The 19,512-nt window shown below is 67.4% G+C and carries 17 protein-coding genes and 1 pseudogene; 10 read left to right on the forward strand and 8 right to left on the reverse strand.

Annotation, left to right across the window (positions count from 1 at the left end; translation table 11 throughout):
• The first annotated feature begins 47 nt into the window (after positions 1-47).
• The 3 genes from Q0C57_RS14135 (at position 48) to Q0C57_RS14145 (ending at position 2,247) form a co-directional block, all read left to right on the forward strand.
• A complete protein-coding gene (locus Q0C57_RS14135; protein WP_296577073.1) occupies positions 48-563 on the forward strand; it encodes a hypothetical protein in 516 nt (171 codons plus the stop codon).
• Between the two features lie 113 nt (positions 564-676).
• Positions 677-1,141, forward strand: coding sequence for a YccF domain-containing protein (locus Q0C57_RS14140; RefSeq protein ID WP_296577074.1), 465 nt, complete (start codon positions 677-679; stop codon positions 1,139-1,141).
• A 116-nt stretch (positions 1,142-1,257) separates the two neighbouring features.
• Entirely contained in the window at positions 1,258-2,247 is a 990-nt protein-coding gene (locus Q0C57_RS14145; protein WP_296577075.1) for a Gfo/Idh/MocA family oxidoreductase, read from the forward strand.
• Positions 2,248-2,312: 65 nt separating this feature from the next.
• On the opposite strand, the gene Q0C57_RS14150 is transcribed toward Q0C57_RS14145, so the two are convergent.
• The 4 genes from Q0C57_RS14150 to Q0C57_RS14165 form a co-directional block, all read right to left on the reverse strand.
• A complete protein-coding gene (locus Q0C57_RS14150; RefSeq protein ID WP_296577076.1) occupies positions 2,313-2,843 on the reverse strand; it encodes a hypothetical protein in 531 nt (176 codons plus the stop codon).
• A gap of 46 nt (positions 2,844-2,889) precedes the next feature.
• The gene (locus Q0C57_RS14155) at positions 2,890-3,333 is read right to left on the reverse strand and encodes an STY0301 family protein (protein ID WP_296577077.1); all 444 of its coding nucleotides are present in this window, start codon (positions 3,331-3,333) and stop codon (positions 2,890-2,892) included.
• A gap of 101 nt (positions 3,334-3,434) precedes the next feature.
• The gene (locus Q0C57_RS14160; RefSeq protein ID WP_296577078.1) at positions 3,435-3,770 is read right to left on the reverse strand and encodes a hypothetical protein; all 336 of its coding nucleotides are present in this window, start codon (positions 3,768-3,770) and stop codon (positions 3,435-3,437) included.
• Positions 3,771-4,046: 276 nt separating this feature from the next.
• The gene (locus Q0C57_RS14165) at positions 4,047-5,108 is read right to left on the reverse strand and encodes a helix-turn-helix domain-containing protein (RefSeq protein WP_296577079.1); all 1,062 of its coding nucleotides are present in this window, start codon (positions 5,106-5,108) and stop codon (positions 4,047-4,049) included.
• A gap of 238 nt (positions 5,109-5,346) precedes the next feature.
• Here Q0C57_RS14165 and Q0C57_RS14170 point away from each other — a divergent pair, with 238 nt between their 5' ends.
• The 4 genes from Q0C57_RS14170 (at position 5,347) to Q0C57_RS14185 (ending at position 11,125) form a co-directional block, all read left to right on the forward strand.
• The gene (locus Q0C57_RS14170) at positions 5,347-6,372 is read left to right on the forward strand and encodes an aldo/keto reductase (protein WP_296577080.1); all 1,026 of its coding nucleotides are present in this window, start codon (positions 5,347-5,349) and stop codon (positions 6,370-6,372) included.
• Between the two features lie 105 nt (positions 6,373-6,477).
• The gene (locus Q0C57_RS14175; protein ID WP_296577081.1) at positions 6,478-7,839 is read left to right on the forward strand and encodes a UDP-glucose/GDP-mannose dehydrogenase family protein; all 1,362 of its coding nucleotides are present in this window, start codon (positions 6,478-6,480) and stop codon (positions 7,837-7,839) included.
• Between the two features lie 97 nt (positions 7,840-7,936).
• Positions 7,937-8,932 carry a UDP-glucose 4-epimerase GalE gene (gene galE, locus Q0C57_RS14180; RefSeq protein WP_296577082.1) on the forward strand — a complete coding sequence of 332 codons (996 nt, stop codon included), beginning with the start codon at positions 7,937-7,939 and terminating at the stop codon, positions 8,930-8,932.
• 279 nt (positions 8,933-9,211) lie between these two features.
• A complete protein-coding gene (locus Q0C57_RS14185) occupies positions 9,212-11,125 on the forward strand; it encodes an SDR family NAD(P)-dependent oxidoreductase (protein ID WP_296577083.1) in 1,914 nt (637 codons plus the stop codon).
• On the opposite strand, the gene Q0C57_RS14190 is transcribed toward Q0C57_RS14185, so the two are convergent.
• A complete protein-coding gene (locus tag Q0C57_RS14190; RefSeq protein ID WP_296577084.1) occupies positions 11,122-12,327 on the reverse strand; it encodes a glycosyltransferase in 1,206 nt (401 codons plus the stop codon). The genes Q0C57_RS14185 and Q0C57_RS14190 overlap by 4 nt on opposite strands.
• A gap of 105 nt (positions 12,328-12,432) precedes the next feature.
• Between Q0C57_RS14190 and Q0C57_RS14195 the strand changes: the two genes are divergently transcribed.
• The 3 genes and pseudogenes from Q0C57_RS14195 to Q0C57_RS14205 all read left to right on the forward strand — a co-directional run bounded on the left by Q0C57_RS14195 (position 12,433) and on the right by Q0C57_RS14205 (position 15,631).
• Positions 12,433-12,768 (forward strand): hypothetical protein, encoded by a 336-nt coding sequence (locus tag Q0C57_RS14195; RefSeq protein WP_296577085.1) that lies wholly within the window; start codon positions 12,433-12,435, stop codon positions 12,766-12,768.
• 306 nt (positions 12,769-13,074) lie between these two features.
• Positions 13,075-14,417 (forward strand): annotated as a pseudogene (locus Q0C57_RS14200) (IS1380 family transposase).
• Between the two features lie 381 nt (positions 14,418-14,798).
• A protein-coding gene (locus tag Q0C57_RS14205) for an IS5 family transposase (protein ID WP_296577094.1) occupies positions 14,799-15,631 on the forward strand; the annotation gives its coding sequence in 2 pieces (ribosomal slippage) (positions 14,799-15,333 and positions 15,333-15,631; 834 coding nt in all).
• Here Q0C57_RS14205 and Q0C57_RS14210 read toward each other — a convergent pair.
• The 3 genes from Q0C57_RS14210 to Q0C57_RS14220 all read right to left on the reverse strand — a co-directional run bounded on the left by Q0C57_RS14210 (position 15,594) and on the right by Q0C57_RS14220 (position 19,229).
• Complete coding sequence (locus tag Q0C57_RS14210; RefSeq protein WP_296577086.1) at positions 15,594-16,580, reverse strand: NAD-dependent epimerase/dehydratase family protein; 987 nt, start codon at positions 16,578-16,580, stop codon at positions 15,594-15,596. The two genes, Q0C57_RS14205 and Q0C57_RS14210, sit on opposite strands and share 38 nt — an antisense overlap.
• On the reverse strand, positions 16,577-17,599 hold the full coding sequence (locus Q0C57_RS14215; RefSeq protein WP_296577087.1) for a glycosyl transferase: 1,023 nt from the start codon (positions 17,597-17,599) through the stop codon (positions 16,577-16,579). Before Q0C57_RS14215 ends, Q0C57_RS14210 begins: the two co-directional genes overlap by 4 nt.
• A 481-nt stretch (positions 17,600-18,080) precedes the next feature.
• On the reverse strand, positions 18,081-19,229 hold the full coding sequence (locus Q0C57_RS14220; protein ID WP_296577088.1) for a DegT/DnrJ/EryC1/StrS aminotransferase family protein: 1,149 nt from the start codon (positions 19,227-19,229) through the stop codon (positions 18,081-18,083).
• Positions 19,230-19,512 lie beyond the last annotated feature (283 nt).

Consider the following 19,512-nt stretch of genomic DNA (forward strand, 5'->3'; position numbering starts at 1 on the left):
GGCCAACATGATCAACGCCAGCACTGCCTCCCGATGCCGGAGACGCCATGCCGCCGGCCCCCGATGCCCCGCTCGTCGCGCGGTTCGCCCGCAAGCGCTCCGAACAAGGGGCTTATATCTTCGTTGTGTTCCTTGCCCTGATGGCCTTCCTCGCCTGGCGAGAGGCCGAGGTGAAGCAGATCGTCATCGGCATGATCGGCTGCGGTGTCTTGCTGGCCTTCATCCATTTCGGGCAGCGCCGGATCCAGAATGCCCACGGTCCCCAGCTTATCGTCGACGGCACCGGCATGTTGATGCCCGAATACTTCGTCCACAGAGTGCCGTGGGAGGCCATCGCCAGCGCCAGGATCCTCCGGCAGCACGAACGCGCGGACTTGCTGGTGGTCGATGTTCCCAAGGCAGCCATATATGGCCCGCGCGAACAGAAGTGGGACAGCAAGATGCGAGAATTCGCAGACAGCACCGAGTTCGTGATCGATATCCGCGACCTCGATGTCTCCAGCCTCGATATCGAGGCCGCCATCATCCGCTTCGCACCTGGCAAGGCGAGTCCTCCCGCCTGAGGCCGCTCTGCGCGATCCGCAATCTCGGCCTCGCCGACGGTGGCGCGCCGATGCGCTGGAGCAGTCGAGACCCCATATGCGCAGTGACTTTCCTCCGTCCGGATCGCATTGCCATGGGACCCATCCGCCTTCTGCTCAACATCCTCTGGTTCGTCCTCGGCGGGCTCCTCGCGGGCCTCGCCTGGTTCGTGGCCGGCGCGATCGCGGCGATCACCATCATCGGCCTGCCCTGGGCCTTCGCCTGTTTCCGCATCGGCGCCTATACGCTCTGGCCCTTCGGCCGCGATGTCGTCTGGGTCAGCGAACTGACCGGCCGGCCGGCCGGCGCCATGGGCGTTCTGCGCTTCCTCGGCAATATCATCTGGTTCGTGCCGCTCGGCTTCATCCTGCTGGTCATCCACGTCGTCGCGGCACTCGCCTGTTTCGTCACGATCATCGGCATTCCCTTCGGCTGGGCGCATCTGAAGCTCGCCGCGGCCTCGGTCTTCCCGCTGGGCCAGCGCGTCGTTGCCTCCGATGTCGCCGGTCTCGCCCGCAGCCACGGCGCCGCGACCGCCCTCGCCGGCTGGCGGCGCTGACACGCGCCGTCACCCTTCGTGAACCGCGCCGGTTTGCGCTGCCCCCGGGCAAAATCGTATAGGGGACGGGTCAGGTGGCAGAGCCGCCGCCACCGCGTGATTCCCGAGGCCCCTTCATGACCCAGTCCACCTCCGCGGCAAAACCCCTGCGTGTCGGCGTCGTCGGCCTCGGCGTCATGGGCAAGAACCACGCGCGGGTGCTGGCGGAACTGCCGGGCGTCACCCTAGCCGGGGTCGCCGATCCCGATGCGGCGCAAGTCGAATTCGTCACATCCCGCCTCGGCTGCGCGGGCTTTGCCACGCTCGATGCTCTCATGGATGCCGGCATCGACGCCCTCACCATCGCAGCACCGACCCAGCTCCACACGCCCATCGCGCTCGCCGCCATCGCCCGCGGCATCCACGTCCTCGTGGAAAAGCCCATCGCCCAGTCCGTCGAGGAAGGCCGGCGCATCATCGACGCTGCCGACCGTGCCGGCGTGACCTTGATGATCGGCCATGTCGAGCGCTTCAACCCGGCGGTTCAGTCGATCCGCCAGGCCATCGCCGATGACGACATACTGTCGATCCAGATCACCCGCGTCGGACCCTTCCCGCCGCGCATGTCGGATATCGGCGTCGTCATCGACCTCGCCGTCCATGACATCGACCTGATCCGCTGGTTCACCGGTTCGGAGATCACCGAGATCCAGCCGCAGACCAATTCGGTCCATGCGGAGCGCGAGGATATCGCGCTTCTACAGTTCCGCACCGCCTCCGGCGTGCTCGCCCACATCAACACGAACTGGCTGACGCCGTTCAAGGCGCGCACCGTCCATGTCGCCACCCGCAACAAATATATTTCCGGCGACCTGATCACCCGCCAGGTCACCGAATGCTTCGACTACAAGCCCGATGGCTCCTATTCGATGCGCCACCTCTCCGTCGCCTATGCCGAGCCGCTGCGCGCCGAACTCGTCGCCTTCATCGACAGTGTCCGCACCGGCAAGGCCCCGGTCACCGGCGGTGCCGACGGCCTCGCCTCCCTCGACATCGCCATGCGCTGCCTCGGCGAGCGTCCGGCGCCCCTGCTGCAGCCGAAGCTGGTGGCCGGCGGGCGCGCCTGACATCGCGCCCCGCCTGCCGCATCGGCGGCGCGGGTCGCAACCGGATGCCGGCACCTTGAGGGCGCTTACCGGCATGTGAACGCGGCTCGCGTGATGATGGAACGCGCTGTGGTGCCGGTCTGCGTCGGCTCCTGGCGGGTTTCCAGCAAAGCGCAGGAACGCATGTTCGCCGGCACGGGCTGCTGCATGGCGAAACCGCCCTCGTAACCGCACTTGATCGCCGCCGGATAAAGCGGCCTGCGCGCCCGCTCGTCCCAGAAGCGGTAGATCAACGGCTGGCCGGGCCGGACCGTTTCCCCGTTCTCCGGCTCGTCCGCATTGATGCCTTCACCGGGGCCGGAGCGCTGGCCAACGGCCGCGACGATGAGGCGGACGACCGTGTCGGGCGTGAAGGAGGCGGTGAAGCCGCTGAGATCGTCCTCGGGATCACCGGTGCCACGCTGTGCGATGGCGCTGTACGTCACCGTCAGGGTCGGCGGGCACGTCGCGGTGAAGGTCGCCGCCGGCGGGCGCGGCTGAGCCGCCGCATCGGACAGGGCGGCCGGCAGCAGGACCGGGATGCACAGGCAGAGACCCCGAAAACGCTTCCATGGCATCGCCTGGCTCCTTTCCATCAGACGCCGGTGAGACGGGCGAAGGAGGCTAGCGGCAGTTGAACTGGCCACTCTGCAACCCCCAGTGAGCCGCACCGGGCTCGGTCGACCGGATGAAGGCTGCAGAACAGGACCTCGCCTTGCCGACCCCCCGGGAGAGGACGATGCCCCCCTCGTAGAGACAGGCGACGAAGACTTCGCGCTGACCGTCGAGCGTCCAGTCGAGCTGGCGCCGCCCGCGCGGCGTTCCGGCGATGAGCCCCTCCGCGGTGACCGTACCGGCATAGACGGCGACACCGTTGAGCCAGGACTGGGAATCGCCTTCGTGACCGATCAGGCGATCGAAGCCGGCGACAGCGGCAGGATCGGCGACCCTCGCCGCCGTGGTCGTCATCCGCAGCGGGCAGGTGACCGTCTGTTGTGCCGCGGCGCTTTCGCCCGACAGGGCGATGGCCGCCAGCGTGGCGAAAGCGAGGGCACCACGTCTGGTCATGGCGATAGGTCCAGCGGAGGAAAGTGGACGCCCCGGAAGCAAGGGGCATGTTTCGGGAGCGATTCCATTCCCCCGCCGGGTCTGTGAAACCGGGGATCAGTTCAGTCGAAGGTGAGACCTTCGTTCTGCATGCGGATGTTTCGCGGGTTCTCGGTGCACCAGTTGAAGGTGTATTCCTGCGAACCCCAGTCCTGCCAAGTCACCCGGATATCGACGACGCAGGCGCCGCTCTGGCTCGACCAGACCATGTTGCGCGAACGGCCCGGCGAGAGGTTGGAGCTCAGCCAGTTGCGGCTCCACACGCCCCCCACATTGGTCTGGAAGCCGCTGATCACCCAACCGTCCGACTCGTTGTGCAGAGTGAAGTTGTAATTCTGTGCCGACGCCGTCCAGGTCAGCCCGATCAATGCGAAGAGAGCGATGGCGAAACGCGACATCATGGTCCTCATGACCGGCAGCGGGGGATGGGAGCCGGCATATCCCTGCTTTCTAGGCACGGCATCGAAGGCCGGACAATCGCCCCGGCCCGCAGATCCACCAGGATGAGACAGCACGCCAAAAATTTGAGATGGAATGGCCGCACGGGCGATGCCAATGGTCGCTTCTGCGGCGGCGGAGAGCCGGCGCGATCCTGCCGGCCTCACCGAATCGCCGGGGCCTTGCTGCGCGCCTCGGGAAGCCGGTGGTGGGCGATGCGCGAGGGCCTGTCCGGCCTAAAGCTTCATCAGTTCGACGATCCATTTGCTCAGATCGGCCTCGTTCGCCCCGGTCCCCTGGTCCCCGGCCATCACCCGGGCGAAGTGCCGATAGCCCTCTGCCCGAGCCTCGCTCGGCGACAGGCCGTAGGTCGACCGGAACGCGCGGCTGAATGTGGCTTCGTCGGTAAAGCCGTAGCGATATGCGATCTGCGAGATGCGCAGGGAATTCTCGCCCGGCGACACCAGATCCTTGAAGCAGCGGGCCAGCCTGCGCCGCCGGATATGAGCGTGAACCCCGCCGAGCGGTTCGCAAAGACGATAGAGCGTGGCCCGCGACATGCCGAAGTGCCGGCAGATCAGGTCGACATCGAGGGCGGGATTGCCGAGGTTTCCGTCGATATACCGGCGGATCGCGGTCAACGAGATCGTCGTGACGCCAGTCCGCACGACCTCGCTCGCATCGCGGCTGGGACCGGCACAGCCGGCGACGAGATGGATCGTCGATTCCGCGATGGAGGCGGCTTCCGCCTGGCTCATCTGCGCGGCCTGCCCGGCAAGATCGACCAGATAGCGCGACAACATCCCTCCCAGAGGCGTGGTCTCGGAAATCTTCAGCCCGTGCAATCCGTCCGGATCCTTGACGAAGGGCGCCAGGAGGTTGCGAGGAATCGCCAGGTTGATGCTGCGAAAATCGACCTCCCGGATGCTGGCCTCGCGAGCGAGATCGAGGATCCAGACGTCGCGCGGCGCGACTTCGACCGGGCTCCCTTCGACCTCACCGACGAGGCCGCCGGTCTGGTAGACCTGCACGAGATAGTGGTCGATCGAACTGCGCGCGATGGTCGAGGAACTGCGCTCGAACCGTATCCGGTCGCTCTGGCTGACGCCGAGCACCAGCGATCCCAGATGCCACGCCGAGAAACCGAACCGGAACTGGGCGATGCTGTCTGCCGTCGCGTCGAGGTCGAAGATGGTCGACACTGTATCGGACCATTCCTGGAACGCCGCCTCGCCGGTCGTTTTCCCCCAGGCCAGGCTGAAGCCCGGCAACTCGTTTTCACCACGCAACCCGGTCAAACGACACGCCCAGACTGTCTCGGCGAGGAAGGACGATCACGGGCCGGACGCCGGTAATCTGGGGTCTGCCAAAATAACATGCAACAGTCGTTCTATTCATGGGCAGCGCCACCCTGGCGGATGATTAGCACCGATAGGGCATGCCTGCCCGTCTGCCAGCACCCTATCGCGATCGCCGACGCCTCCCGACACTCCCTCCCCTGAAGGCGACGCCCGATCGCCCCGCGGAGGCAAGGCCATGGACTACCGCACGCTCGGAGGCTCCGGCCTCAAGATCCCCGCCCTGACCCTCGGCACCGCCACTTTCGGCGGTGGCAGCGAGTTCCTGCGCAAATGGGGCGCGACCGACATCGCCGAAGCCACCCGCCTCGTCGATATCTGCCTCGAACTCGGCTGCACCATGTTCGATACCGCCGACGGCTATTCCGCTGGCCTGTCGGAGGAGATCCTCGGCCAGGCGATCAAGGGACGCCGCGACGCCGTCATCCTCGCCACCAAGACCGGCATGCCGATGGGCCCCGGTCCCAACGAGATCGGCACCTCGCGGGCGAAGATCATCGCCTCCTGCGAGGCGAGCCTCAAACGCCTCGGCACGGACCATGTCGACCTCTACCAGCTGCACGCCTTCGACGCCCTCACTCCCATCGAGGAGATGCTGGCCGCCCTCGACGCCCTCATCCGCGCCGGCAAGATCCGCTATTATGGAGTCTCCAACTATTCCGGCTGGCACCTGATGAAGATGCTGGCACTGGCCGACCGCCACGGGTTGCCGCGGCCGGTCATCCATCAGGCCTATTACACCCTGGTGGCGCGCGATTTCGAATGGGAGCTGATGCCGCTCGGCCTCGACCAGAATGTCGGCACGCTGGTCTGGTCGCCGCTCTCGGGGGCCAAGCTCTCCGGCAAGATCGGGCGGACGAAGCGCCCGCCGCAGGACAGCCGCCTGGCGACAGACGCCAGTTGGCCCGTGCCAGAGGACAGGCTCTATGCCGTCACCGATGCCCTGGAAACGGTTTCCGCCGAGGTCGGCCGATCCATCCCCCAGGTGGCGCTCGCCTGGCTCCTCGCCCGCCCGACGATCTCCTCCGTCATCATCGGCGCCCGCAACGAGGCGCAGCTGCGCGACAACCTCGCCGCTTGTACGCTGAAGCTGACGCCCGAACAGACCGCGGCCCTCGACGCCGCCAGTGCCATCCCGCCGGCCTATCCCTACTGGCACCAGCGCCGCACCATGATGACGCGCAACCCGCCACCGGTGATGTGAGGGCGGGCGGGGGCCGCTGTCGTTCACCTGTCACCTTGCGGTGCTTTTCGGGGGGCGTTGCGGAGACGGACGGGAATCACCGCCTCCGCCGGCGAGGCACCCGCCATGCAGCACCGCTCCCAGCGCATCACCGTCGTCGGCGCCGGCTATGTCGGCCTTGTCACCGGAGCCTGTCTTGCCAGCATCGGCCATGAGGTCGTCGTGGTCGATCGCGACGCGGGCAGGATTGCGGGCCTCGAAGCCGGCGTCATGCCGATCTACGAGGCGGGTCTCGCGGCCCTCGTCTCCGGCGAGATCGCCGCCGGCAGGCTCGCCTTCACCACCGATCTCGCCGCGGCGGTGCCGGGCGCCGCAGCTGTCTTCATCTGCGTCGGCACACCACCCCGCCCATCCGACGGCCATGCCGACATGGCGCAGGTCATGGCGGCTGCCGGGGAGATCGCCGCCAGCCTCTCCGCCTTCACCGCCATCGTCGTGAAATCGACCGTGCCGGTCGGCACCGGCGACGAGGTCGAGGCGCTCGTCCATGCCCGCGCGCCCGCAGCGGATGTCGCCGTCGTGTCCAACCCGGAATTCCTGCGCGAGGGCGTCGCGATCGCCGACTTCATGCGGCCCGACCGCATCGTCGTCGGCACGGACGATGCCCGCGCCGCAGCCCTGATGGCGGCGATCTACCGACCGCTGAACGAGGCCGGCGCGCCGCTCGTCGTCACCAACCGGCGGGCGTCCGAGCTCATCAAATACGCCGCCAACGCCTTCCTGGCGCTAAAGATCACCTACATCAACGAGATCGCCAATCTCTGCGAGGAGATCGGCGCCGATGTCGAGGATGTCGCCCGCGGCATCGGGCTCGACCCGCGCATCGGCAGCCAATTCCTCAAGGCCGGCCCGGGCTTCGGCGGCTCCTGCTTCCCGAAGGACATGCTGGCGCTCATGAAGACCGGGCAGGACCACGGCGTACCGCTGCGCTCGGTCGAGACGGCGGTGGCCGTCAACGACGCCCGCAAGGGCGAGATGGTGCGCAAGATCGTCCGCGCCGCCGGCGGGTCGGTGGCCGGGAAGACCATCGCTGTGCTCGGCCTCACCTTCAAGGCGGGCACCGACGACATGCGCTCAGCCGCCTCTCTCGTCATCCTGCCGCAGCTCCAGAAGCAGGGGGCCCGCATCGTCGCCCATGATCCTGCCGGCATGGGCCAGGCGGGCCCGCTGCTGCCGGGCGTGCTCATGGCCAAGGGCAGCATGGCCGCCCTCGCCGGCGCCGACCTCGCGGTGATCCTGACGGAATGGCCGGAATTTGCCGCACTCGACCTCGATGCGGCGGCGCGCATCATGCGCCGGCCGATCCTGGTCGACCTGCGCAACCTCGTCGACCCCGATGAAGCCGCACGCGCCGGGTTCTGCTACCGCTCGATCGGACGGACGGGACGGGAGGCCGAGCTCCGCGTTCCGGCCGAGGCCGCCGAATAGGCCCGCACTCGCCGCCTTGGCATTTTCTTGACCTCTTTGCGCTAGGCCTCCCAATGGACATCAGGCGCGCCCGAAGGCACGCCCGCGGGGAAATGCCATGACCGTTCTCGTCACCGGCGGCGCCGGATATATCGGCAGCCACATGGTTCTCGAACTGCTCGATGCCGGCGAGAACGTCGTCGTGCTCGACAACCTGTCCACCGGCTTCGCCTGGGCCGTCGACCCGCGCGCCACCCTCGTCGTCGGCGACATGGGCGACCAGGGTCTGGTCGAGACGCTCATGCGGCTGCACGACATCGACGCCGTCATCCATTTCGCCGCCCGCATCGTCGTGCCGGATTCGGTCGCCGATCCGCTCGGCTACTATCTCGCCAACACCGTGAAGACACGGGCCGTCATGGCGGCGGCCGTCGCCACCGGCGTGCGCCGTTTCATCTTCTCCTCCACGGCGGCGGTCTACGGCTCGCCGGAGGTGATGCCGGTGAAGGAGGAGGCCCCGACCCTGCCGGAGAGCCCCTACGGGACCTCGAAGCTGATCACCGAATGGATGCTGCGCGACGCAGCGGCCGCCCATGACCTCACCTATGTCGTCCTGCGCTACTTCAACGTCGCCGGCGCCGATCCGCTGGGCCGGACCGGCCAGTCCACCCCGAACGCCACCCATCTTATCAAAGTCGCCGTGCAGACTGCCCTCGGCCTGCGGGCGAAGATGGACGTCTTCGGCACCGACTACCCGACGCCGGACGGCACCTGCCTGCGCGACTACATCCACGTCACCGATCTGGTACGGGCCCATCTGGCGGCCCTGGCCCATCTGCGCACCGGCGGCGAGAGCATGGTGGCCAATTGCGGCTATGGCCACGGCTACAGCGTGAAGGAGGTCGTCGACACGGTACGGGCCGTCACCAAGGTCGATTTCCGCGCCGACTATGCCCCGCGCCGGCCGGGCGATGCCGCGGCGGTGGTGGCGGATGCCACGCGCGCCCGCACCCGCCTCGGCTGGACGCCGGCCCATGACGACCTCACCGGCATCGTCGAGGCCGCCTATGCCTGGGAGCGGCGGCTGGCCAATGGTGACGTCGGACGTGGCTGAGGCGGTAGCGGCCGTCGAGCGCGAGATCGTACCGGAAGGTAGGCGACCCGAGAGGGTTGCCCATCGGCGCAGGACGCGGGATGGTAGCAGGGTTCGGCGGTCGCGGATCGCATGCAGCCGTTCAAACGTCGCAATCCGTGAAATGACATGATCGCGCGGTTGGTCTAGGCTTTCGCAAGGCGTTGAATATTGAAGGCAGTTCCGGTGCGGGCAGAATCCCGAAAACAGTCGATCATCGCGCGCTCAAAGCAAGCCAGCGTGATGGCACACGACTTCGCCATGACGTTTTTGGCGCTGGTTCTGGCTCTGGTCCTGCGTGGTGTGCCACCGCTCCCCGAGAACCTTGCGATCAATCCATGGATTATTGCCCTCGGCTTCGCAGCCTTTTCCCTTCTGATCTACGGGGCCTGCTCGCTCTATGCGGCGCGCTGGCGCTTCGCCTCGCTGTTCGACCTGTTCGGCATCTTCAAGGCCGTCTGTATCCTGACCGCTGTTCTCCTGCTGGCGGACTACATACTCTCGCCGCGCCTCGGCGAGGGGGCGAAACTGCTCGGCGGGCGCACGCTGGCGATCTACTGGTGCGTGCAGGTCATTCTGCTCGGCGGGCCGCGTATCGCCTACCGGGCCTATCGCGCCTGGCGGCGGCAGACCGCCCATAACCGCGACCCGCTCTCCGCCGTGGTGATCGGTCGCGCCGCCGATGCCGATTCCGTGATCCGCGCCGTCGAGGCGGGGGTCGCCGGCCCGATCCGCGTATTCGGCATCATTTCTCCCGTCATCCAGGAAACGGGGCAGGCCGTCCGCGGCATTCCGGTCTGGGGAACGACGGACCAGCTCGAGACGATCGTACGCAGCGCCGCCGAACGCGGCATCACCCTTCAGCGGGCGATCATCGCGCCGGAGGCCCTGCATACGGGGCCGCTGATGGAGGATGTGATCGGCGCCTTCCGACGGATGGGCATCGCGACCATCCGCCTCGACGTCGCCCATTCCATGGACACGGCCAAGCCGCTGCGCCTGCACGCCGTGATCGACGACGACCTGCTCATCCGCCCGCTGGTCGAGGTGGCGGAGGAACCGCTCAAGGTCTTCGTCAGCGGCAAGCGGGTCGTGGTGACCGGCGGCGGCGGCTCGATCGGGTCGGAGCTCGTGCTGCGCAGCGCCCAGTTCGGCGCCGCGGCAGTGCTTGTTCTCGAACATTCCGAGGCCGCCCTCCACGCCGTCCTCGACCGCGTGGAGCTCGAAAAGCGGCCCGGCGACGCGCCGGTGGAAGGCCGTCTCTGCGACATCCGCGATCGGGCCCGCATGATGACCCTGATGGCGGACTTCGCGCCCGACGTCGTCTTCCACGCGGCGGCGCTCAAGCATGTGCCGCATCTGGAGCGCGAGGTCTCCGACGCCGTGCGCACCAATGTGCTCGGCACGGTGAACACGGCCGACGCCGCCGTAGCGGCAGGTGCAACAGCCTTCGTGCTGATCTCGACGGACAAGGCGACCGAGCCGGTCTCCATCCTCGGCGCGACCAAGCGGCTGGCGGAGATGTATATCCAGGCCCTCGATGCCGCCCAGCTTCTGACTGCCGACATGGCCAGGGCGCGGACCCGTCTGGTGGCCGTCCGCTTCGGCAATGTGCTCGGCACGGCCGGCTCGGTGGTCCCGCGGTTCCGGGCGCAGATCGAGGCCGGCGGCCCGGTCACCGTCACCGACCCCGCCATGGTCCGCTATTTCATGACGCGGCGGGAATCGACCGACCTGTTGTGGACCGCGGCGCGGATCACCGCCGAGGCGACGTCCATCGGCCGCTCCGCCATCCTCGTCCTCAACATGGGACAGCCGGTCAGGATCGCCGACCTCGCCGAGCGGATGATTAAGCTGGCGGGCTTCGAACCCGGCAAGGGCGTCGACATCGTCTTTACCGGCAGCCGCCCCGGCGAGCGGATGTCCGAGATCCTCTTCGAGGAAACCGAGCCGCGCCTCGACATCGGCATTCGCGGGATTGTCGCTGCGGAGGCCCGCGCCCCAACGATGTCGCAGCTGCAGCCGGTCTTCAAGCGCCTTGAGACCGCCGCCATGGCGGGCGACGACGTCCGCTCGCGCGAGATCATCGCCGAACTTGTGGCGGACCTTCGCGTCCCGGCCAGGGTCATCCCGCTGAGGGAAGCGTCGGAAGGCGGCTCGGAGAAGCAGGCCTAGGTGATCGGCGCGCCCGCCCGTCCGGCGAGCCGGCAATAGACCTCGACCACCGCCGCCGAGACCTGGGCGACCGTCGCGCTGCGTTCCACCGCGGCGCGCGCCTTCGCCCCCATGGCAGCGAGATCGGAGCGGCCCGCCCGCTCGATCGCGACCGCGAGAGCCTCGGCATCCTCGGCGGGAACGACGAAGCCGCCTTCGCCGTCGACGACGAAATCACGGCACCCCGGCACATCCGTGACGATGGCGGGGCGCCCGGCTGCCGCCGCTTCCAGCAGCGCCTTCGGCAGCCCCTCGCCGCCGCGTGAAGGCAGGATGAAGGCGTGGTGCGTCCCCAGCAGCTGCTCGATGTCGGAGCGACGGCCGAGATGGCTGACGCCTTCGGTCCGCGCGAAGGCGGCGAGTTCCTCCGCCCCGAGCGCCCGCGGATTGGCCGGATCGGGCGATCCGACCAGGGTCAGGGTGACGTCGAGGCCCTGCTCGCGCGCCAGCGCCACGGCCGCCACGGCGAGATCGACGCCCTTGGAGCGCACCATGCGGGCGACCAGGATCAGCCTGAGCGGCGGGCGCTCCGGCAGCGGCGCCGGCACGAACCGGACGGGATCGACGCCGGCGCCGGTCAATATGGTGACGCGCCCCTCGCGATCCGCCCGGCCGAGCCTCAGGACCGCGGCATCGTCACGGTTTTCGCAGAGCCAGACGGGCTCGCCGGCATCGAGCAGCCGCGCCGTGACGGCAGCGAGCGCTCGGGCGGCGAGGCGCACCGGCCCGCGTATCGTCGCCAGGAAGCCCGTTCCCGTGACGCTGACCACCAGCGGCAGGCGCAGACCGGCGAGCCGCGCCAGGGCGGCAATGGCCATGCCGTGCAGCCCGAAGACATGGACGACCGACACGCCGAGCCTGTCCGCCTGGTCGCGCAACTCGCGCGCCGCCGCCCAAAGGCCCTGCGGCCGCCAGCCGGCCCGTCGGGCGCTGCTCGGCAGGAAGCTGACGCCACCGTCATCCGCGGCGCCGGCACCGGTCTCGGGCGCGCCGAGGACAGTGACGTCGAAGCCCGCCGCCCGGGCCGCCAGGGCCCAGGGCATGAAATGCGAGCGGAAGAACCAGGCCTCGTTGATCAGGCAGAGAACATGACCCGCAGACGGCTGTCCCGCACCCGCCAGGTGATCCGGCGTTACGGCCGCGTCGCCAGAATCTGTGACCATTCCCGTCCTTGCCTTTGCCGCGCGCCGGTGAGACAACACTGGCCAGCCGGGCTGCGGCGTCAAGCCCCGTCCTTCATTTGAGCCCGAGATCGAGTGCGGTTCAACATGCGATCGGTCCCCGACGAAGTCGAACGCTGCCTGCCCTTCTTCGTCCGTCTCTGCGTCAGCAGTGTCGTCGCCTCGGGCATGCGGCTCGACGAAGCGGCGGTCCAGATGGCGCGGGATCTCTATTTCAAGTTCCCGGCCGCCATGGACAGTAAACTCCGCCTCCATTTCGAGGCGACCCTCTCCGACCTTGTCGACCTGGTGACGAGCCTCGCGCCACGCCTGCCGCCGCAGACGCTCATCAGCTTCGCCGAGAAGGCGTCGCAGGCCCAGATCGCAGAGACGCTCCAGCGATCGTTGGAGCGTTCGTTCGCCGCCCGAAGGGCAGGAACTTAATGCCGATCGTAACGCAGCATTGAACCGGACTGTGTTTGACATGCTTCAGGCTTGCGCCCGCTGCGTGCGCGGGATCAACTGAGCCATGGCGGCATCCGGCAAGCGATTTCGCATCGGTCTCATCAGCGACTCGGTCATCCCCAATGATCCGCGCCTGCGCCGGCAGGGTGATGCGGTTCATTAGCCCATCTTATTCACGGCGGTGCATTTTTGGGGTTGGCGGATGTAGCGTAAGAGCATGATATCGCGTAGGATTTAGCTGCTTAGACCAATCCGGCGCGCGCCATCTCCAAAGCCACACCCGCCATGACCGACGATACGAGGCTTGCCTTTTCTTTTCCAGCCGTCCGGGGCCGGAAGATCACAGCTGCTTTTGATGGCGGCAGGCTGTCCTCGGACGGGGCGTGATGCTTCTTGCTGCGGCGGCGCGACGGATGGGCATTGCCGAGAGACTTGCCGCTGCGCTTCCCGATCGGCGCGATTCGACGCGGGTGACGCATCCGCTCTCGCGCATCCTTCAGGCCCGCATCCTCGCCATCGCCTGTGGCTACGCGGACGCCAACGATCTCGATGCCTTGCGCGCGGACCCCGCCTTCAAGCTCGCCTGTGGGCTCCTGCCCGACAGCGGTGCGGACCTGGCGAGCCAGCCGACCGTCTCGCGGCTGGAGAACCTGCCTGGCCTGCGCGATCTGATCCGGCTCGGCCGGGTCATGGTCGACCTCTATTGCGACAGCTATGCCGCGCCCCCTGAGGCCGTAGTGCTCGATATCGACGACACGGTCGATGTGGTTCACGGCCATCAGCAGCTGTCGCTGTTCAACGCCAGCTTTGACGAGCGTTGCTTCCTGCCGATCCACGTCTACGACACAGCGACCGGTCGCCCCGTTGCCATGATCCTGCGGCCGGGCAAGACGCCGTCGGGTCGTGAGGTGCGCGGCCATGTCCGCCGTCTTATCCGCGCGATCCGTCGCTATTGGCCCGCAACCCGCATTACCTTGCGTGGCGATGGCCATTATGGCCGCCCCGAGGTCATGGCCTGATGCGAAGCCCACAACGTCGATTACGTCTTCGGCCTCACCGGCACCAGGGCGCTTGCCGCCAAGGTCGAGGCGGTCGCCGATGATATCCGCGTCATGCGCGCCATCGCGGACAAGGACGCCGTGCGCGGCTTCGCCGAGACGACACATGCGGCGGGATCCTGGAAGCGTGAACGGCGCGTCATCGCCCGCATCGAGGCGACACGGCTTGTCCTCGACACCCGCTATATCGTTACCAGCATCGCCCATGGCACGCCCCAATGGCTCTATGCCGATCTCTATTGCGCAAGGGGTCAGGCCGAGAACCTGATCAAGCTCCACAAGAGCCAACTCGCCTCCGACCGCACCTCGTGCCGGGCAGCCACCGCCAACCAGATGCGGCTCATCCTTCACACCGCCGCCTACTGGCTGATCCTCACCCTGCGTGACGCCATCCCGAAGGCGCACGCCCTCGCGAAGGCCGAGTTTGCCACCATCCGAACCAGGCTTCTCAAGGTCGCCGCACGCGTCACCGAAACGGCAAGCCGCGTGCGCATCGCCTTCGCCAGCGCATGCCCGGACGCCCACCTCTTCCGTCATCTGGCTCAAGCACTCAGGCCCGCGCCCTCCTGACCGGTGGGGCGTGACGCCCCCGGTGATGCACAAAACCAACACTCCAGCGCGTAGCCCAAAGTTCCAGTCCAAGCCGCGTCGAAAAACACGCAGCGAAGCGCCATGCGCCCTGTCTTGCAACCCGCATGGCTTCGACGAAAAGAAGACCTCGTGAATAAGACGGGTTAGATGTTTGATCCCACGGTTTGATGGTGCATTGTTGTCGCAGGACGAAAGGGATGCGCTATGGGCCAGGTTCTTCACGAGAGTGCCACCACGACTGAGGCAGTCCGTCGAGAGATACAGCATAGTCAAGCGAGTCTGAGAGCCCGATTGAAAAGTAGTTGAGCGATATCAGCAGGTTGTGATTCCCGTTTGGTGCTGATTCAAATGGGTTTTCCAATGACCTGGACCAATATCGCTCGTGCTGAGCATAACCGTGACCGCCTGCGGTTTCCAAGTGATCTGACCGACCGCGAATGGGCTTTGGTCGCGCCGATGATCCCTGCGTCCCGGCCCGGCGGGCGGCCGCGCACAACGGCGATGCGCGATGTCGTGGAAGCGATCCTGGTCATCGCCTCGAGCGGCTGCCCAAGGCGCATGCTGCCGGGCGATTTTCCGCCGGTTTCGACGGTGCGCGGCTATTTCTACGCTTGGCGCGACAGCGGCCTTCTGGCGACGATCAACCAGCTTCTGGTGATGACGGCGCGCGAGCTGGTAGGCAAGCAGGCCCAGCCCACCGCCGGCATCATCGACAGCCAGCGCGTCAAGACCACCGAAAGCGGCGGGGTTTGCGGCTATGACGCGGGCAAGAAGATCAAAGGACGCAAACGCCACATCGTCACCGACACGCTCGGCCTCCTGATCTTCGTGCTGGTCCACCGGGCCGACGTCCAGGACCGCGACGGCGCTCCCGACCTGCTCAGAGCGATCCGGTTCCCCATCCATGGCTGCGCCACGTCTTCGCCGATGGCGTGTCCCGCGACAATCTGAAGAACACCATGCGCGGCCACGGAAGCTGGACCATCGAGATCGTGAAGCGCTCCGACACAGACATGGGCTTCGTCATCCTGCCACGCCGCTGGGTCGCCGAGCGCACATTCTCATGGCTCGGACGCTGCCGCCGCCTCGCAAAGGACTGGGAGAAATCCATCGAAAGCGCCACAGCTTTCGCGCACGTCGCCAGCATCCGCATGCTCACACGATGCATCGCAAGACACTGCCAAAAAACATGAACTTCTGAATCGGGCTCTGAGCACCGGCCGCCCGCATCAGCCGGCCGAGACCCGGACCCGAAGGCTCTACCGGCTGCCAGCCGCGCGCGCGCAGCGCACCGTCATCCACCACCAGATCGCCTAGGACCTGATCGGCCATGCCGGGGGCAAGGCGTGCAATCATGCGCTGGGCGAGGGCGAAGGGCAGGGCGACGATGCCCGGAGCACGGCCCATGGCCTGCCGCATGGATGCGGCCATCTCCGGCAAGGTCAGAGGCTCACCGTCGCCGAGGTGGAACACTCTCCCTTGCGTCTCCGGATGATCCAGGATGAAGGCGACGGCGCTGGCGAGATTGGCGTCGGACACGATCGACCGCCGACCTGCCAGCCCACCGAACGGCAGCGGCATGGGCAGGCGGGCGAAGCGGGCGAGGCGCGCCATATTGCCCTTGGCTCCTGCGCCATGGATGATTGGGGGCCGCAGCACCGTCGCCGCCGGCTGGGCTGCTTGGACAGCCTGTTCCGCCGCGCGCTTCGATCGGCCGTAGGCGTCGGTTGGACTGGCTTCCGCCGTCTCCGCCAGGGTCTCCGCGGCGGATGGCCCGCTTACCGCCCTTATCGATGAGATTAGCACGAAGCGCCCGATTCCCTGCCGGCATGCGGCGCGAGCGAGGCGCGCCGCAGCGTCGGCGTTGACAGCTTGCATTGCGGCTTCGTCGGTCCCTGCCGCCTGGTGGGCGAGCCCGGCGGCATGGACGACGGCATCGATGCCGTCGAGGAGTTGCGCGAAGGCCTCATCGAGGACCTGGCCGGAAGCGAGGTCAGGCAGTGCGGCGGGCGTCACCCGGCCCGCCAGACGGGTGGGCAGGGGTCCTCGCGCCGCCGCAAGGACAGCATGACCGCGGTCGGCGAGGTCGGCGGCGAGCGCAGAGCCGACAAAGCCGCTCGCGCCAGTGACGAGGACCCTCATGTTCTGCGCCTCGGTCGCTTGAGCCAGGCGATGATTGGCAGGAGCACCACGGCCATCCCGCCAGCGAGCGCCGCCGCCGTCCCCCCGGCAATGTCCGAGCGAAGAGAGACGAGGGCGAGCGCGCCGCAGACGATGGAGACGAGGGCGACGGTGAAAGCGACCCGTGGCGCCCTCAGGCCGCTGTCGACGGCGCGCTGGTAGGCGTGGTCACGATGGGGCTCGGTGAGCCTGCGGCCGGCCAGGACGCGGCGCAGCAGGGTCTGGCCGCCATCGGCGAGCGGGTAGAGCAGCACGAGGAGCGCTGCCGCCGGCTGGCCCTGGAGGGCGAGGTGCAGCGCCAGCCAACCCAGCAACAGGCCGAGCGGCAAGCTGCCGGAATCGCCGAGAAAGATCGATGCCGGATGCCGATTCCAGGGCCAGAACCCGGCCATCGCGCCGAGGCCGGCAGCGGCGATGACGCCTGTCGCCCCGCCGACCGGCATCAGCAAAGCCGCCACCCAGATCACGGCGAGGGCCGGCGCGCCATGGGCGAGCGTGATCTCGTCGATGCCGTCGATGAAGTTGACGATGTTGATCACCGTCAGCAGCACGAGGGCTGCGACGGCGCGTTCGGCCCAGTACAACGCCGGCGGCACCAGCGTCGCCTCGGCGGGCAGGCTCAAGGCCGTCACCGCCGCCGCCGCCGCCTGCGCCGCCAGTTTGGGGGCCCAGGCGATGGGGCGGACATCATCGATGAAGCCGAGGAGCGTAAGGCTGGCGATGGCCGCCAGCAAGGCGAGGAGGCGGACCTCGGCCACTCCCGCCAGAACCGCAACCGTACCGGCGACGAGGATAAGGCTCGCCACCACGCCAAGGCCGGCGCCTTGGGGCGTCACGGTCTTGTGGGAAGAGCGAGCGTCGGGCCGGGCGCCTGCGACGCGCACCAGCCAAGGCCGCAGGGTCGCGATGACCAGCCATGAGACAAGCGCGGCTGCGACACAGGCGAGGCCGGTTGTCAGGAGAGTTGAGGAGGTTGGCATCGTCGAGAAGGACCGCTCTGGTGACGACCACCCGCCTGCGGGAGGCAACGCGCCACGCTAGCCGATTCTATCCGGCTTCCGATGCGGACGCATTGCCAGGTTCTTGGTGCCCCGCCCGTTATCCCAGTTGTGCGGGGGGGGACCCGGGATTGCGTTATCCGATCAGGAGGCGCGGAGACGGTCGCGAACGACCAGCCAGGCAGAGGCTAGACCCAGGACAAGCGCAGCGAACTCAAAGGCGATCTCTACGTTCACGCCACTACCCCTCGATACATACGACTATGACGCGTGCTGCACTGCATTTGCACGACCATAACATCGGCCGTGACCATCGTCGCAGTCAACCGTCCCGCCGGCATTCCCGCAGGATATGCCCAGGGTATGTGGCCGGAAGAGCACAGTCCGGAGAGCCATGCGCCGGCCGATGCCATGTCGGGCTCGTTGGGCAGGGCGGGGCCGCGCCCCGCGCCCTTCGCCGCGCTTATGCCACAGCGGCGCGAACGCTCTCGATCACGCGGTTCTGCAGCGCCTCGTCAAGATAGGGGTGCATCGGCAGGCTGATCACCTCGCCGGCGAGCCGATCGGAGACGGGCAGGCCGTTGCCAGCGACGGGATAGCGTCGGTAGGCGGTCTGCTGATGCAGGGGGCGTGGGTAATAGATGGCGGTGGGGATCCCCTGGGCCTTCAGCCCTGCGGCGAACTGGGTGCGGTCGCGGCCACGCAGCAGGATCGTGTACTGCGCCCAGACCGAGACGAGATCGTCAGGCACGCGCGGCACGTCGACGAGGGCGGCAAGTGCGTCGTTGTAGCGCGCCGCGGCGGCGTTCCGCGCCACGATCTCGTCGGCGAAGATCTTCAGCTTCTCGATCAGCACGGCGGCCTGAATCGTATCCATGCGACCGGTCATGCCGATGCGCTGGTTGTCGTATTTGTCCTCGTTGTTCTGCCCGTGGATTCGCAGCGAGCGGATCACGTCGGCCAGGGCATCGTCGTCGGTGAAGACCGCGCCGCCATCGCCGTAGCAGCCGAGCGGCTTGGCCGGGAAGAAGGATGTCGCCGTCGCCATGCCGATCGTGCCGATCTTGCGGCCCTTGTAGCTGCCGCCGAAGGACTGGGCAGCGTCGTCGAGCAGCCAGAGGCCATGGGCGGCGCAGAAGGGCTCTATGGCATCGTAATCGGCAGACTGGCCGAACAGGTCGACGGCGATGACGCCGACGGGCCTCAGGCCGGCCGCCTTCGCCGTCACGAGGCCCTGCTCGAGCGAGGCGTGGTCTAGGTTGAAGGTCTCGGCATGGACGTCGACGAAGACGGGGCTCGCACCGAGCCAGGCAACAACTTCTGCCGTGGCGGCAAAGGTGAAGGAGGGGCAGAGGACCGCGTCACCGGGCTTCACGCCCTTCGCCATCAGGATGAGGGCGAGTGCATCCGTGCCAGACGAGCAGGATATCGCATGCCTGGCTCCGCAGAAGTCCAACAGGGCCTTCTCCAGTGCGAAGACCTCCGGGCCCATGATGTAGGCGCCGTGGTTCACCACCTTCAGGATCGCCTCGTCCACTGCCGCGCCGAGGCGTCGGCGCTGGGTGCCGAGATCGATGAAGGGGATGGGGGCGAGGCGAGCTGCCTGGGTCACGTCTGTTCACTCTCGGATCGGGCCCGGAGGGCCGCGGCGGCGCGAATCACATGCTGGGAACGGCCGACGATGTCGGGCTCAGCCATAGGCATGGTGGCGGCCTGACCGAAATCACTTTGTCTTCCAAACTATGACGGTTATGCAACAAAGGGGGCGCGATATCAGTGACGTTGCCCCCAGTTTCTATCCAGCCTTGAGTTCGTCCCGGCGGTTGGTTTGGCCCTGTCGGGCGGGTTGAGCGGCGTGGGCAGACGCGTAGCTATTCACGTTGCGTAGCGTCTGA

The sequence above is a fragment of the Phreatobacter sp. genome (assembly GCF_022843985.1).
Taxonomy (GTDB): Bacteria; Pseudomonadota; Alphaproteobacteria; order Rhizobiales; family Phreatobacteraceae; genus Phreatobacter.